Origin of the sequence: Arthrobacter sp. B2a2-09, from assembly GCF_027587375.1 — a bacterium.
Classification (GTDB): Bacteria; Actinomycetota; Actinomycetes; order Actinomycetales; family Micrococcaceae; genus Arthrobacter.
This window is the reverse complement of the sequence record NZ_JAMXIC010000008.1, coordinates 24,701-39,793: the sequence shown is the minus strand read 5'-3', so window position 1 is coordinate 39,793 and position 15,093 is coordinate 24,701. Positions and strand designations below refer to the sequence as shown.

General features: G+C 61.7%; 12 protein-coding genes. 7 read left to right on the top strand and 5 right to left on the bottom strand.

The window, feature by feature from the left end; all coding sequences use genetic code 11:
- Positions 1 to 171 precede the first annotated feature (171 nt).
- Positions 172 to 1,974 (bottom strand): glycoside hydrolase family 3 protein, encoded by a 1,803-nt coding sequence (locus NFJ07_RS10955; protein WP_269994311.1) that lies wholly within the window; start codon positions 1,972 to 1,974, stop codon positions 172 to 174.
- Positions 1,971 to 3,308, bottom strand: coding sequence for an MFS transporter (locus tag NFJ07_RS10950; RefSeq protein ID WP_269994310.1), 1,338 nt, complete (start codon positions 3,306 to 3,308; stop codon positions 1,971 to 1,973). The genes NFJ07_RS10955 and NFJ07_RS10950 overlap by 4 nt, the downstream gene beginning before the upstream one ends.
- A gap of 162 nt (positions 3,309 to 3,470) precedes the next feature.
- Here NFJ07_RS10950 and NFJ07_RS10945 point away from each other — a divergent pair, with 162 nt between their 5' ends.
- The 3 genes from NFJ07_RS10945 to NFJ07_RS10935 all read left to right on the top strand — a co-directional run bounded on the left by NFJ07_RS10945 (position 3,471) and on the right by NFJ07_RS10935 (position 7,269).
- A complete protein-coding gene (locus tag NFJ07_RS10945; RefSeq protein WP_269994308.1) occupies positions 3,471 to 4,547 on the top strand; it encodes a LacI family DNA-binding transcriptional regulator in 1,077 nt (358 codons plus the stop codon).
- Positions 4,548 to 4,782: 235 nt separating this feature from the next.
- Positions 4,783 to 6,300, top strand: a complete 1,518-nt coding sequence (locus NFJ07_RS10940) for a sodium:solute symporter family protein (protein ID WP_269994306.1) — start codon at positions 4,783 to 4,785, stop codon at positions 6,298 to 6,300.
- An 84-nt stretch (positions 6,301 to 6,384) separates the two neighbouring features.
- Complete coding sequence (locus NFJ07_RS10935) at positions 6,385 to 7,269, top strand: carbon-nitrogen hydrolase (protein WP_269994304.1); 885 nt, start codon at positions 6,385 to 6,387, stop codon at positions 7,267 to 7,269.
- Between the two features lie 74 nt (positions 7,270 to 7,343).
- Here the strand turns inward: NFJ07_RS10935 and NFJ07_RS10930 are convergent, their stop codons facing one another.
- Positions 7,344 to 8,354: a LacI family DNA-binding transcriptional regulator gene (locus NFJ07_RS10930; protein WP_269994302.1), complete on the bottom strand. Its 1,011-nt coding sequence runs from the start codon at positions 8,352 to 8,354 to the stop codon at positions 7,344 to 7,346.
- Positions 8,355 to 9,350: 996 nt separating this feature from the next.
- On the opposite strand from NFJ07_RS10930, the gene NFJ07_RS10925 reads away from it, so the two are divergent.
- Positions 9,351 to 9,827 (top strand): hypothetical protein, encoded by a 477-nt coding sequence (locus tag NFJ07_RS10925; protein ID WP_269994299.1) that lies wholly within the window; start codon positions 9,351 to 9,353, stop codon positions 9,825 to 9,827.
- Between the two features lie 284 nt (positions 9,828 to 10,111).
- Here the strand turns inward: NFJ07_RS10925 and NFJ07_RS10920 are convergent, their stop codons facing one another.
- Positions 10,112 to 10,591, bottom strand: coding sequence for a carboxymuconolactone decarboxylase family protein (locus tag NFJ07_RS10920; protein WP_269994297.1), 480 nt, complete (start codon positions 10,589 to 10,591; stop codon positions 10,112 to 10,114).
- 103 nt (positions 10,592 to 10,694) lie between these two features.
- Here NFJ07_RS10920 and NFJ07_RS10915 point away from each other — a divergent pair, with 103 nt between their 5' ends.
- The 3 genes from NFJ07_RS10915 to NFJ07_RS10905 all read left to right on the top strand — a co-directional run bounded on the left by NFJ07_RS10915 (position 10,695) and on the right by NFJ07_RS10905 (position 13,881).
- On the top strand, positions 10,695 to 11,522 hold the full coding sequence (locus NFJ07_RS10915) for a MurR/RpiR family transcriptional regulator (protein WP_269994296.1): 828 nt from the start codon (positions 10,695 to 10,697) through the stop codon (positions 11,520 to 11,522).
- 187 nt (positions 11,523 to 11,709) lie between these two features.
- Positions 11,710 to 13,071 carry a cation:dicarboxylate symporter family transporter gene (locus NFJ07_RS10910; RefSeq protein WP_269994294.1) on the top strand — a complete coding sequence of 454 codons (1,362 nt, stop codon included), beginning with the start codon at positions 11,710 to 11,712 and terminating at the stop codon, positions 13,069 to 13,071.
- Entirely contained in the window at positions 13,072 to 13,881 is an 810-nt protein-coding gene (locus tag NFJ07_RS10905) for a bifunctional allantoicase/(S)-ureidoglycine aminohydrolase (protein ID WP_269994291.1), read from the top strand.
- Here the strand turns inward: NFJ07_RS10905 and NFJ07_RS10900 are convergent.
- Positions 13,874 to 15,082, bottom strand: coding sequence for an adenosine deaminase (locus NFJ07_RS10900; RefSeq protein ID WP_269994289.1), 1,209 nt, complete (start codon positions 15,080 to 15,082; stop codon positions 13,874 to 13,876). The two genes, NFJ07_RS10905 and NFJ07_RS10900, sit on opposite strands and share 8 nt — an antisense overlap.
- Between the last annotated feature and the right edge of the window lie 11 nt (positions 15,083 to 15,093).

The following is a 15,093-nucleotide window of genomic DNA, read 5'->3' as shown; positions in this document are numbered from 1 at the left end:
GGCCGTCCCGCTGCCAATGGCGCAGCAACCCTGGTGATCCTTGCCAACCGCTTTTGGGGCCCCGGCGGGTGGTGTCAAAAAGGACCGTAGTAGCTACAAGCCCAGCGGAATTGCGCCAACGAACTGGCCCCAGCTATCGAAGCTCGCTGGGACCAGTTCGTGGGAGGGCCATCAGTCTGTTGCGCGCGGGGACGACCCTGCAGGGATGGTTAGCGAATCCTGGGAGGTGAGGCCCGTTCCGAAGGTGAACAGCGGTACCGCCGTGTCGAACGGAACGTCCTCCCGCGACGCCAAGACGGCCGCCGTCGAGCTTGGAAGGTCAAAGGGCAGGCGGCCGGCAAAACCGGCATGGCTCGTCACGGCGTCGACTACTACCTGATCGCTCGCACCGAAGTCCGCGACCACCGCCGCGGCGAGTGGAAGGAGCGGGGTGAGGATCGGGGGGCGTTCCATGTAGACAACGACGATCGTTGGGGCGGCCGATGAGAGTTCGCGGAGGTGCTCGACGGTTGGCGCTGCGAATTCCAGGGAGCCGCTGTGGAACCAGCCGCCGAGGGAATCTTCGTCGGGTTCGAAGGGCGCGTCGAGCCGCACGAGGTTGAAGTCTGCAGTGCTCGGGCTGTTGACGAGGACAAGGTCGTGTTCGACGCCGGACCAGTCGATTCCTTCGGAGTAGACGCTCGCTCCGGCGCGGACCGGGAGAGTGTGCACGCCGTCGTCAGTTTGTGTGTTCGTAAGCAGGGTGAGGGCACCCCGCTGCGCTGCCACTCCGCGGCGGATCGTTTCGGGTGACCCGCACACCGTTTCGGCGAGCCCGACGTCTACCGTGCGGTTCTCGAAGAGTCCGAGCTGGAACTTCTCGTGGAGGAGCCTGCGCGCCGATTGGTCGATGCGTGCCTCGCTGATGCTGCCGTTTTCAACGAGTTCGACGATCAGCTCGGGACAGCGGTCGCCGCCGAACTGGTCCACACCGACGTCGAGCGCGATCCGCAGCCGTTCGATGGGCGCGAGGTGTTCGAGGCCCCATCCGTTGGGGCCGAATGTTATGCCGGCGATCTTGACTGACTCGATGAGGTTCCAGTCGGAGACCACGATTCCGTCGTAACGGTAGTGGTTGCGGAGCAAATCGCGGACCACTGGTCCGTTGAAAGCGAAGCCGACCTCCTCCCATTCGGTTCCCACCGGCATCCCGTAGTAGGTCATCAGTTGCGTCACGCCCGCGTCGAACGCGGCCTCGAATGGCTGGAGATGAAGCTGCTGCTGTCCGCCGGGGTACACCTGTTCGCGGAAGCGCGGATCGTGGGCGTCGTTGCCGTCCTTCTGGGGTCCGGCGCCGGGAAAATGCTTGACGACGGCGGCCACACTGGCCGCGCTGAGCGTCTCTGTGCCGCGCAGTCCCTTGATGAAGGCTGCCGTCAGGACTGAGGCGAGGCGGGGGTCCTCTCCGAAGGTTCCGTGACCGCGTGACCAGCGGGGGTCACTGTAGATGTCGGCCATCGGGCCCAGGTATACGCGGATGCCCATCGCGAGGAATTCGCGACGAACGGCGTCACCGAACTCCCGGGCCGATTCGGGCGTGCCGATGGCCGCGATTCCGGTGGTTTCGGGCCAGCGGGACACGGAGCCGAGTGATTGACCGGTGAAGGGTGTGCTGTGGAATCCGTGGCGGGGGTCGGATGAGAGCGTGACGGGGATGCGGAGGCGCGTCTCGTTGGCGAGTTGTTGAAGGGTGTTGTGCCAGTCCGCGATTTCTGCCGCGGTGCGGCCGTTGAAGACGTTGAAGTGGGAGATCATGCCGCCGGCAATGTCCGATTCGGCTTGTACTAGCGCCTCGGAGGGAATGAGGTTGTCGTCTGGGCCACTGGTTGACGGGTGGAAGAGGAGTCCTGCCTTCTCATGAAGGGTCATGCGTGAGAGCAGGTCTTCGGTGCGCCGATCCGGGCCGAGGGACGGGTTGAGGTAGTCGTGGGTCATTTCATGGTTCCTAAGGTGTTGTGAATTCGGTCAGCGCGTGGCGCGGATCTTGAAGAGGGGGGGATGCTGCAGAGGCTGATTGCTCCGCCCACGATGTAAAGGAGCACATAGTTGGGCGATCCGCCGCCGATGCCGAGAATGAGCGGCGCAGCGAACGGGACGATGGAGAACGGGAGAGTGAAAGCGATATTGACGATGCCGAGGTCCCGCGCGACCGTTCGCTGGTCGCTCAGTGTGGCTACTGCGAAGGCGATGTACACGCCGTAGACAATGCCGGCACCCACGCCTGCGGCGAGGCTCATGCCGATGAAGAACTGCTCAACGCTTCCCGCGGTGACAATCAACGCGATTCCAGCGGCGACCAGCAGTGCGGCGGCGATCATTGACGGCTTGCGGCGGCCGATCTTATCGGTTAGCCAGCCCGCCAGAGGAGCGCATACCAGTGCCAGGACACCCGTCAGGAGGAGGGACACGAACAGGACGTTGGTCAGATCGTCGTCGGACACATGAAGTTGGTCTTGAAGGAAGTAGACCGAGTACGTCATGACGACGCCGAAGCCGATCGATACCAGAAACAGTGCGCCAAGGAACCAAGTGAAATCAGGTGATTTTCTGGGGTTCACGTAATAGCTGCCGAAGAACTCTTTGAAACCGAATCGTTCGCGTTCACCGGGGGCCGGCTTGTCGTCCTTGAATATCAGGACCAAGGCCGCCCCGAAAATGAGGGCGGTGACCACGGGGAGCCCGATCTGGGCGAGGATGCTCGTCGGGAACGCCTGGATGAAGAAGACGCCGACGACGGTGGAGGCGGAGGCGGCCGTGCCGGAGAGCGCGCCGATGATGCCCTGTTGGTTCTCGGGCACCCGATCGGCGACGATGGCCAGCATGGCAGCGATGCACGCGTTGATAAATGCCTGCATCACCACCCATCCAACGATCAACAGCCCGATCGAGTCGCTGAAGCCGATGACTGCTGCGCCGGCAGCCGTGCCGATGAGGCCGACCATGATCCATGGGCGCCGGCGTCCGAGGCGGCTTCTGGTCCGGTCGCTGAGTTGTCCAAAGAACGGATTCGCCAGCAAGGCGGCAAGCGTGCCGATTCCGGCGACGATCGAGTAGGTTGTGGTCTTTCCCGCGGGATCGATCTCCGCCACGCGAAGCGCAACGGTGACGGTTGCGGGAAGGTTGATCGCCATCCACACCCCGAACAGGGCGAGAGCGTAGATGGTTACAAACAGCGGCCGCACTCGCGGCAGCGCATGTGGCGGAGCAAGCGCATCCGCTCCGAGTGCTGTCAGGAGCGGCGAATCTGATTCGGGTAGGGAAGCGGACATAGGATTCCTCGTCTTCGATTATAAGTGCTGCATTTGTGGAATCGTTACCGGTAACGTTTCCGGTAACGATTAAGGTAAAATATCCCCTGGAGCGCCGACAGTCAATGCCTATCCATAGAATTGGCCCGGCGGCCAGATTCGTTGAGGGGAAATGGGGAAAGCATGATGGTGCGACGAGTGACGCTGGCCGACGTGTCCCGGGCCGCGGGCGTGGGTATGGCCACGGTTTCCCGTGCACTGGCAGCGCAGGATCACCCAGACGTCAATCCCGCCACTCGGGAGCGCATCCGGCAGATCGCGAAGGAGCTTGGGTATCGGCCGTCCGCGACCGCCAGGGCCCTGCGCTCGGGAGGATACCGCGCCCTCAGCGCCGTGGTTCCGGACCAGACCTGGGGCTGGTGGGAGCCCGTTATCCGTGGCGCTTTCCGTGTAGCCACGCAGGAGGGCTATCAGCTGCTCGTGCATCCGATCGCAGGGATTCAAGGCGGAGCAGCAGCGGTCATCGAAGGACTTGCCAATGTGCCCACAGAGGGCGTGATGGTCTTCGGGTCGGCGGACGACGTGGCTGTGCGTGACGCCGCCGAGCGATACAACCTTCCGACAGTCATGATCGACGACTTCGCTGCGAATGTCGTGCTTCCGACTATCTCAGCGGACAACCGGAGCGGAGCGCGGACCGCCGTCGAGCATCTCATCAGCCAGGGGCGGCGACGAATCGCGATACTCCTCGCCTGGGAAGGCTCCGACTATACGGACAAGCGGCTGGCCGGCTACTTCGACGCGCTTGATGCTGCCGGCATCGCGCGCGATGAACGCTTGATCATCCGGTGCGACGATGCCGAAGATGAATCCATCCCCACCTGGCCTCGGCTGGATCAGGTACTGGAGGACGACGTTGAGTTCGACGGGCTGTTCTGCATTGCCGACCTCCTGGCGGCCCCCGCCCTTCGTTCGCTGCGGGCCGGAGGGCGATCCGTACCCCGCGATGTCTCCGTTGTCGGATTCGACGACGAACGTGCCGCCCAGCTCCTCGACCCACCTCTCACAAGCATTCGCCAGCCCTACGACTCGATGGGTGAGCGTGCCGTTCACCTGCTGCTGCGCTCCATCGGTGGTGAGCAGATTCCGCCCTCTCGGGTCGAGCTGCCGACCAAGCTCATCGTCCGGGCATCCAGTTCGCATGCCATCGGGGAACGGCTCGCCCCGAAGAAGACGAAGGCCTCCCCAACCAGCCGCTAGGGACGGTCGCAAACGCCACCCCCAATACCCGCCCTGACCAGGGCATTAACGGCGGCGCTGTCACTGGCCGCTATTGCCATGCTCGCCTTTCGCAGCGCCAAAGCCCACTCGTGTCGTCGTGGGCCTCAAATGCCGCGCACCAGTACGCGCACAGGCTTGACATGTGAGATGAGGCACATCACACTGGAATTGCCGGAACGTTCCGGCAAGATCGAATCCCCTCAAGAAGGCACACATGGAAATGCTCATCGGTTACTCCGGAATCGCGTTGTTTCTGGTCCTCATCATCGTGGTCCTGGAGCGCACCCGGCATAAGGACAAAACGTTCAGCGAATACGCCACGGCCGGACGGTCGTTCGGGCCCTTCTTCGGCACGATGGCTTTCACCAATACCTGGATGCCAGGGACCGTGTTCATATCCTTCGCGGGTCTGGCAGCGGGCGCGGGCATCATCGGCTTCTATCTGGTCGCGTACTCTTTGGCGGCGGTCGCGCTCATGGCTGCGCTGGCCAAGCCGGTGCATGACTGGGGGCGGAAATTCGACTTGCGCACCCAGGCCGACCTGCTGGGAATGCGCTACAACTCAAAGGCCGTCCGGCTGGTTGCTTCCGGCATCGGCATTGTTGCCTCGATCCCGTGGGTCGTCCTCGGCATGCAGTCACTCGCGCTGGTCTTTTCGTACCTGTCGTTCGGACATGTTGCGCCCTTCGTGGCCGTCCTCATCAGCATCGGCGTGATCGCCTTCCGGCAGATCTGGACCGTTAAATACGGCATGCGCGGCGTCGTGATCAGCGACATGGTCCAGGGCATCTTCGCCTACCTGATCGGGACAGTGGTTGCGGTCGGACTGATCGTCTGGCTTCTCACCAACGGACATGGATTCGGCCAGGTGGCGCCGGCCTTTTACACACTTCCCGGCATCGGCAGCGAGCTTGGGCCTCTGTACACCCTCTCGATCATCGTGACCGGGGCGGCCGGCAGCTGGTGCTGGCCGGACATCTTCGTCCGCCTCTTCACCGCCAACAGCGTGCGCACCATCAAGCGCACGGCGATCCAGTCGGCTCCGCTGGTCCTCATCTTCGGCACCGCCGTATGCATGGTCGCCCTTCTGGCCTCCAGCATGCCCGCGGTGGCTGCGGCCCCGGACAACGTCTGGTTCACGGCAGCGAGTGTGGGCGGCGTGACGCTCGTGACCCTGGCTGCTATCTGCGTGGTGGGGGCCACCCTCGGGAACATCGGCGCCAACCTCCAGGCGCTGGGCACCCAGACCGCGAACGACATAGTCGGAGTCATCCAGGGCCACCGCATGGAGAATCCGAAGATCGGCAAAATCGCAGTGACCGTCATCACGGCCGTCTGCGCCGTCGGGGCGTACTTCACCGCCAGCACCACATCCGGACTTGTTGTTCTGGCCCTGATCTCCTACCAGGGCATCGTCCAGCTCGCTCCCACGTTGTTATTCGGGATCTTCTGGAAACGCGGCAACGCCGTGGCAGCAGTGGCGTCCATGCTCAGCGGATTCGGCACGGCCGCAGTTCTGCAATGGATCTACCCGGTGTCGATTCCGTGGCTGGGCGGACTGACCTCGGGCGTGGCCGCGCTCGTCGTCAACATCACGGTGTACGTCATCTGCTCCTACACCGTTCACCGTTCCCCCGCCGAAGCTGCACGCATCGAGCAACTGTGGCGCGTTCACAAGGGAACCGCCAAGGCGACCGCTGAGCACGAGGTGACCGCCAGCCTCCCGAGCTAAGAGCCGTAAAGACAACTCCCCCACCACCAAGCAGAAACGACCTCGCAAATGCACAATGTACCGACCCAGCCGAAGACAGTGGTTGTGGCAGCCACGCAGTTTCCCTGCAGCTGGGACCTGGACGCGAACCTCGCAACAGCCGAAAGACTGGTCCGCGCGGCAGCGGCTGACGGCGCCCAGATCATCACCCTCCCCGAATTGTTCGAAACGCCGTACTTCTGCCAGTCCCTCGACGACGACTATTTCTCCCTCGCACGGACCATCGAGGAAAACCCGGCCATAAAGCTGTGCCGGGACCTCGCCAGCGAGCTCGGCGTCGTTCTGCCGGTCAGCACGTTCGAGCGGCGCGGGCAGGAGTACTTCAACAGCCTCAGCGTCATCGATGCCGATGGAACGGTTCTGGGGACGTACCGGAAAACCCACATCCCCGAAGGCCGTGGCTATTACGAAAAGTTCTACTTCAGCCCCGGTGACACCGGACTTAAGGTATGGGAAACCCGGTTCGCCACCATCGGCGTCGGAATCTGCTGGGACCAATGGTTCGTGGAATCGGCAAGGATCATGGCCCTGCAAGGCGCCGAGATTCTCATCTTCCCCACGGCGATCGGTTCCAGCCCCTCCAGCAGCGCCCCGGAAACGGTTCCGCCGGGCAAGACAAGCGATCTGGAAGACACAGTGATGCGCCACAGCCACTGGGAGACGGTTCAACGCGGACACGCGGCAGCAAATATGATGCCGGTCATCGCCGCCAACCGTGTCGGCACCGAGGAACAAGGCACCACCCGGATCACGTTCTTCGGACAGTCCTTCATCGCCAACCAGCGCGGAGAAGTCGTCGAAAAACTCCCCTCCGATGACGAAGGAGTCATCCTTCATAGCTTCGATCTGGATGCCCTGCGAGCGCAGCGGGCAAGCTGGGGACTGTTCCGGGACCGGAGGCCGGACATGTACGGAGCAATCTCCGTCTGACCGGCCCGGTGCCGCCGCCCACCAGCTGATCGGGCTCCACCGGTCCGATCAGCTGGTGCCGGACGACGGCACTTTCAGGCAGAGCCCGGCTGATTCTTGACGCTCCTGTCGGCAACGATCTTCACTTCGTGCAAGCGATGGATCGTCCCGGAGGGAGGGTTCTGGATGACTTCATGGAGCAGTTCCACGGCGGCATCGCCGAATTCGCGCGGACGCAGATCTAAGACTGTCAGGTAGGCGCTGTGCAGGTTCTCCTCGGAGCTCGCCAGGGCCCCCAACAGAATCGATTTCCCCACCCGATGGCCCATGCGTTCCAGCTGCAGCTCCCCCCTGTTGGCAACATCGTGCCAACCGAAAAGGATTGCATCAGTTTCGACATCGGACAACACCGAGGCAAGTGCAGCCTCCAGCTCCTCATTCGTGGGGATAACCGGAATCGTGACCATGTTTACCGGCACACCGTTGGCTGCGCACCAGGACAGATATCCGTCACGGACTTGTTCGGACCAGGAATCTGCTGCCCCCGGGGTGGGAGCTATGAATGCGGGCCTGGATGCACCACGGCTTTTCAACTCATCCAGAACGGCAGCGCACATCCGCTTGTGCTCGATCTCGATGATTCCGGCTACCCGGTCCTCCGGGAACCCTGCGATGTGGCCGGCAGTGACTATAGGTACATTCAGATCGATCAAGGACTTGACCACCGGGTCGTCCGCGACCGCATCGATGATGATCACTCCGTCGACCTGAGACCAAGAAGCAGTGCTGCCGGCCCGCTGCGCGATCAGCGTGAGGTCGTAGTTGTACCGCGAGGCCCCGTCCGCCACACCGAAGGCAAACGGCATGTAAAAGGACATGTTCCGGACGTGAGGGGGAATATACAGGGCCAGCGCCTCCGTCGAATTCGTCCGGAGTTGCCGCGCAGCACGATTCGAAACGTACCGCATCTCCTGGGCGGCCTGCTGTACCCGCCTGCGCGTACTTTCGGACACCCGCCCGGAACCCTTCAGGGCATCGGCCACCGTGGTTTTCGACAGGCCAAGCCCGGCAGCCAAATCTATGATGGTGACCGATCCTTGTGCCATGCTCAAATTCTAGCGCCCACCTTTTTGCGTTCCCCTACGACACTCAGCGCGCGGATTCGCCGATGCGTGACGATAAGCAAAGGAACACCCGACCGATCCCTAAACTACGAACGGGCCTCGCGCACCGGTGCTCGCTCAGGATGGACAGACGGTTGAAGGCGTTGATACCGATACACGCCATGCACAGGACGCTGATCTGCTCCTCGTCGCGCCAGCTGCTTACCGACGCTCCCAGGAGAAGCACGCTCACGCACAGTGAGTCGGCCGCCCAACACTCAATTTGCTCAGGTTTTGCACTCATTTCGCTCAGGTTTGGTACTCAATTCTGCGGAATCCACACCCGAAGGTGGAAACGACTGGTTAGGATCAGCACAGGACCGGCGCCGATCCTGACCATCCAAACTCAAAGAGGAACAGTACGACTCATCGCACAGTCGCAGATATTCCGGGAATCTTTGGAAGCTACGGCATGCAAAGTATCGATAGCCCACGTGCGGTCGTGTTCGCGCGCCCTGGTCAATCGCCGAATGAAAGTAGGGGTCACTTCATGGCAGCAAACAGAATCTTCATGTTACCGATGCTAGCGGCTCCTGCGTTCTTTGCATTTGCAGCTGTCGGAGGAAGCTTCGCAATAGTCGGCTGGATAGGTGGACTGGTGATGCTGGTGGCGGCTACGTTCCTACGAACGCGTGAGTGGAAATCGGAAAGACAGGACGACTCTCAGATAGGTGCCCAGTGAGATCTGAGACCGACCACAATCTGGTGAAGTGGCAAGCAGGACTTGATGGTTCCGCGAGAGTCAAAGGCATCGTCCCTGCAGGCTTCGAGTCATACTTGCGCATCCTTCATAAGGCTCAAAGCACATCCGCACCGGGCCCCGGCACTGAACCCGAACCACAAGTCACTTGGACCGAGGTGGCTTCCTCGCGAGGCCTGAAGTTGGAGCCTAAGACAATATGGGCCGACTTGTCAGGCGTCTATGGAGAACCATCCGTAGTGTCCGGAGTAGGTACCGTGTTCCCGCCCGAAGAGGGGCGACTCGATTCCAGAGGATTCAGCGCTCTCGCGGACGTGCTAGTGGCTTCGACGGCCGGCGGGTTCCTCGCTGCCTTCTGGACAGGGTGGGAACCGCTCCTGGAAGATCGGTCTTCCGGGAAAGCCATCCGAAAGGGACAAACGGTCTCCATTCAAGGCAACCAATATCTTCTCTACAATTTCACCTCAAGCGACCTTGCCGGGGCGGCATTCATGGCGCGTCCTCAATTCGGTTGGACAGCCGGAAATGGGATCACGCCGAGTTATCTCTGGCCTCGAGACGAAACCTGGTTCCTCGCTACCAACATCGACTTGGACTCCAGCATCCTCGCTGGTCCCTCGCGCCTCGTGGCAAAAGTGGAGGCGCTACCGGTTTTGGAGAGTATCCCGGTCCATATTTCCACCGACCTTACCTCGTCATTTCGGCAAGCGGATTGACGCCAAGCATTCACATCCGAAAGGTGGCCCGATGGCCAACAAGATTCCGAATCCTTGGATAAGCGCTTCGTTCTTTGCCTATGCACTTCTCTTTGCCTTGTGGGAGCCTTTTGTTTGGTGGCGGGCTGTCGCATCAGTTCTGTTCCTGGGCCTCGGAAGCTGGGGCCTTTACCTGTGGTGGCAAAGTAGGCGGAAGAATTCAAGCACCGAGCCCCCACGAGGCTGAGCGGAATCGCCTGCCCCGACAAGTAAGCGGCGAGCGGTTTCACGTGGCACCGATATGGTTACCCTTGCCGCGCCTTGCGCACCGGATGCTCGCTCAGGATGGACAGGCGGTTGAAGGCGTTGATGCCGATGCATGCCATGCACAGCACGCTGATCTGCTCCTCGGTGTAGACCTTCCGCGCCCGGGAAAACAGCTCGGGGGTCGGACGGGCGCTGCTCATCCGCGTGATCTGTTCGGCAAGCTCAAGCGCCACCTGTTCGGCCTCGTCGAAGAGCCCCACCTCACCGTGCACCGACACCAAGGCGAGCCTCTGCTCGGTCTCGCCATAGCCAATAGCGCGGCGGTGATGCAGGTCCAGGCAGAAGGCGCAGCCGTTGATCTGCGAGGCCCGGTAATTCAACAACTCCAGGGTGCGACGCGGGATCCCGGTCCTGTCCGCCTCGGCAGTGACCTGACCCGCGTAGTCGGACAGGGCCTGATAAAGCCCAGGCTGTTGCTTGTCCAAATAGCCTGCGAGCTTTGGGGTATTTTCACTCATTCGCCGAGCCTATCGGAGAGAAGGCCTCAAGAAACCCGGCAAAGACCACGCAAAGAAAAGAAGCGGCTGTGGGAACAGAGCGGAGGCGTGAGACGGTTGTTTCATGAGGATCGATGAGCGAATCGAACAGCATTATCCGGCGCTTGGCCCGCAGGAACAGCTCGCGGCAGATACCATTCTGAACCACTTGGGCGATCTCGCCGTCTACAACGCGGCCGAACTGGCGCGCCTGAGCGGGGTCTCCAAGGCAACCGTGAGCCGCTTGTTTCGCCGACTCGGCTTTGCCGATTTCAATGAGGTCAAGGAGCACACCAGGGCACTGCGATCCAGCGGTGTGCCGCTCGCCACCAGGGATTCCGACGGCGGTCTGCCGACGCACGCGGCAATGGAACAACGCAACCTTCAGCGCCTGTTCGAGTCCATTGACGAAGCGCGGCTGAGTGAGGTGGCCAATCTGGTTGCAGGGGCCCGGAACGTACTGCTCATCGGCTTCCGAAACAGCTTTCCCCTCGCGCTCCATCTGCGGCAACAGCTCCTCCAATGCCGCGACGGCATCGGGCTAGCTCCGCAGCCGGGCCAAAGCGTGGGCGAAGAACTCGCAGGGCTGGGTCCCGCTGACGCGGTGGTACTGCTGGGCTTCCGCCGCCGCCCAGAAGCCTTCTCAAACGTCCTCAAGGCTGCCGCCAAAACGGGCGCCTCCACAATCCTGATTGGCGACGCCAGCGGGCGCCGGATGGCCGGAGACGCCAAGGTGTGGATCGAGTGTCCTGTGGAAGGCAATGGAGCCTTCGACAGTTACGCTGCGGCCATGAGCCTCCTGAGTGTCCTTGCCAATGCGGTACTTGCGGCCATGGGAAGACCCGGGACCAAACGCATCAGTGAAATCACAGGCCTTTTCGACTCGCTCGGAGAGATCGAAGGGCTTCGGTAGATCCGACTCTTCGACGGCGATGAACCGTCCTCAGACCACGAGTCCGCCAACCTCTTGAAACAGATGTTTCAAAGTTCCGATAGTTTAATACATTCGTTTCAGGCTGGAAACAATGCTCCCCTACGTTGGAGGAGTCCCTTGAATTTCGGCCGCGGACTTCTGGTTCCGCATGAGGATTGGCTTCGCCATGAAACTCGACATCAACGCTGCGCAGGCAGCCGTCATCAAGAAACCGCTGTACAAGTCCCTGTTCTTTCAGATCTTTATCGCCGTCGTCGCCGGCATCCTGATCGGGTATCTCTGGCCGTCGATCGGGTCCGGGTTGCGCCCGCTCGGCGACGGATTCATCCAGCTCATCAAGATGATCATTGCGCCACTGATCTTCCTGGTGATCGTCACCGGTATCGCGGCCGTTGGCGATGTCAAAGCCGTGGGCCGAGTGGGAGTCAAGGCGCTCTTGTACTTCACGGGGGCCACACTGTTTGCCCTTGCGTTCGGTCTTGTTGTCGCCAACATCGTCCAACCGGGTGCCGGGCTGAACATTGACCCGAGCACCCTCAGCCAGGACGCCCTGAAGGCAAAGACCGGCACCGCTCCGCCCAGCGACGCCGGACAATTCATTCTGGGCATCATCCCGACGAGCGTGATCGGCGCCTTCGCCAGCAACAACCTCCTCCAGGTCCTGTGCTTCTCTGTCTTCTTCGGCGCCGCAATCGTGGTGATCGGCAAGGACCGCTGTGCCCCTGTCATGAAGGTCCTGGACACCGTTCTGGAGGTCTTCTTCAAGATCATGGGCTGGGTCATGCGCCTGGCCCCGATCGGCGCCTTCGGTGCCATGGCGTTCATCATTGGCCAGTATGGACTGAGCACGTTGGGCACCTATGCCCTGCTCATCGTGGCCTGCTACGGTGCAGCGATCGTGTTCATTGGCCTGCTGTTCGTGATCGCCTGGGGCTTGGTCCGGGTACCGCTGTGGCAATTCATCAAGTACACGCGCGAGGAGTTCCTTCTGGCTCTGGGCACCGCGTCCACTGAGTCGGTTCTGCCACGGATCATGACCAAGCTGACGGAGGCCGGCTGTTCCCGCTCCACCGCCGGCCTGGTGGTCCCCACCGGCTACTCCTTCAATCTGGACGGCGCGGCCATCTACCTATCGATCTCGCTATTGTTCCTGGCACAGGCGTTCGGCCACCACCTCGACCTCGGGCAGCAGCTGGCGGCTCTGGGCATCTTGATGCTCACGTCCAAGGGCATGGCAGGCGTCCCGGGATCGGCTTTCCTGGCACTCTCCGCGACGGCCGGCGCCCTGGGGATCTTCCCTGTGGCCGGCGTCGCACTCCTGCTGGGAGCCGACCGCCTCATGGACTCCATGCGCGTCGTCGTGAACCTGCTCGGAAACTGCGTTGCGACCTTCGTCGTCGCCAAATGGGAAGGGCAGTTCGACCGCGAAGCCATGCTCCGCGCTTTCAGCGGAGAGAAAACCGCAGCTGAAGGCGGCCAGATCAATGCCGGGAACCTTGCTGTGCAGGCTGCAGGGACCCGCAGTTAGATGGCCAGTTCATTTCACCCCGAAGGCGCCACTCCACAAGCCCAGCTCCCAAAGGACCGGGCCATGGTCAAGGACGCATATACCGTCATACCTAAGGGCGTCCTTAAAGACACCGTCACCAGCAATCTCCCCGGCTGGGAGAAAACACGGTCCTGGATCATCGCACGCCCCATCGAAGGTTTCGCGACAAGGTTTTCCCAGCTGATCGTCGAGGTTGGACCCGGCGGCGGTTCGCGGAAGCCCGAGCCGGAAGCCGCCGTCGAAGGGGTCCTGTTCCTGACAAGGGGATGGCTTACCCTGGCGCTCGACGGCGAACTGCATATCTTGGAGGAAGGCAGCTACGCGTACATCGCCGCCGGGGCGGACTGGTCCGTAAAGAACGATTCGGAAGGCATCACAAATTTCCACTGGATCCGTAAGGCCTATGAGCCGGCGGATGGGTACGCGGCCACGTCCTTTGTGACCCGCGATCAAGATGTCGAGCCCAGCCAGATGCAAGGTACCAACGGCACCTGGGCCACGACTCGATTCGTGGATCCCGACGACCTTGCGCATGACATGCACGTGAACATCGTGACCTTCGAGCCTGGGGCTTCCATCCCGTTCGCTGGAACACCGGCCATGGAACATGGGTTGTTCGTCCTCGAAGGCAACGGCGTCTATCTGCTCAACGACGACTGGGTGAAGGTCGAGGCCGGCGACTTCATGTGGCTGCGCGCCTTCTGCCCGCAGGTCTGCTATGCAGGCGGCCCGGGAAAGTTCCGTTACCTCCTCTACACCGACGCAAATCGCCAGATCCGTCTCACCTAGGCTTCGGGGGTGCGCTGTCGGATTGTGTCTGCTCTGCGGCAACGAGCTTACGGGACGTCTTTCGCATCCGGGAGGAAAGTTCTGCGCCGGCTGCGAAGCCTGTTCGGATGACGTCTTTGAGGTCTTCGCGGTCCTCCACGGGGAGAAATGCTGCCGTTGCGGCATTCATCTGGAAGGCTTTGATGTCTTCGAATCCATAGTTGAATGCGTTCATGAGGAGCGCCAGTTCCTTGGTGAGTGTGGTGTTGCTCATGAGCCGGTTGTCGGTGTTCACGGTGACGCGGAAGCCGAGGCGGTAGAGCAGGTCGAAGGGGTGGTCCGTCAGCTGGGTACCCCAGCGCGCGATCGCCCCGGTCTGGACGTTCGACGATGGGCTCATTTCAAGCGTGATCTGGCGGTCCCTCACCCATTGGGCCAGGTCTCCCAGGGCAAAACCCGTTCCAGCTTCTTCCGGTAGGGGCGCTATGTCTTCGGCCAGCCGGACGCCGTGGCCTAGGCGCAATGCCCTGCCATGGAGTAGTGCGGAGCGAATGCTGTCCAGTCCGTCGCCTTCCCCTGCGTGTACGGTGACGGGCAGGAGGCTTGCGGCAAGGTAGTCGAATGCCTCGGCGTGCTTGGAAGCGGGGAATCCTGCCTCGGCGCCGGCTATGTCGAATCCGACCACGCCGTGATTCTTGTGCCGTATCGCCAATTGGGCGATCTCGTTTGCCCTGGAGTCGTGGCGCATGGCGGTGATGAGTTGGCCAATCCTTATCCGTTTTCCGGAGGCTTCGACGTCGTCTGTTCCTGCTTGGATCCCTTCCTGGACGGCGTCGACAGCTTCGTCGAGAGATAGTCCGCGTCGCTGGTGGTTCTCAGGTGCCCAGCGGATTTCGCCGTAGACGACTCCGTCTTCGGCGAGGTCCTGAACGAACTCTCTGGCAACACGCACGAGGCTGTCGCGGGTTTGCGTGACGGCTCCGGTGAAGTGAAATGGTTTGAGGTAGGCGGATAGTGAGCCGGCGTTTGACTGCTCGGCGATCCACGCACCGAGCTTTGCCCCGTCTTTAAAGGGCAGTGAGAGGTTTGCCTCGTCCGCGAGTTCAATGATGGTCTCCGGTCGCAGTCCGCCGTCGAGGTGGTCATGCAGCGAGACCTTGGGCAGAGATCTGAGGGTGGTCCTGACGGTAGCCAAGTGAGGCGTCGCGCTGAAAGTGTCCAAGTTCTGTGTTC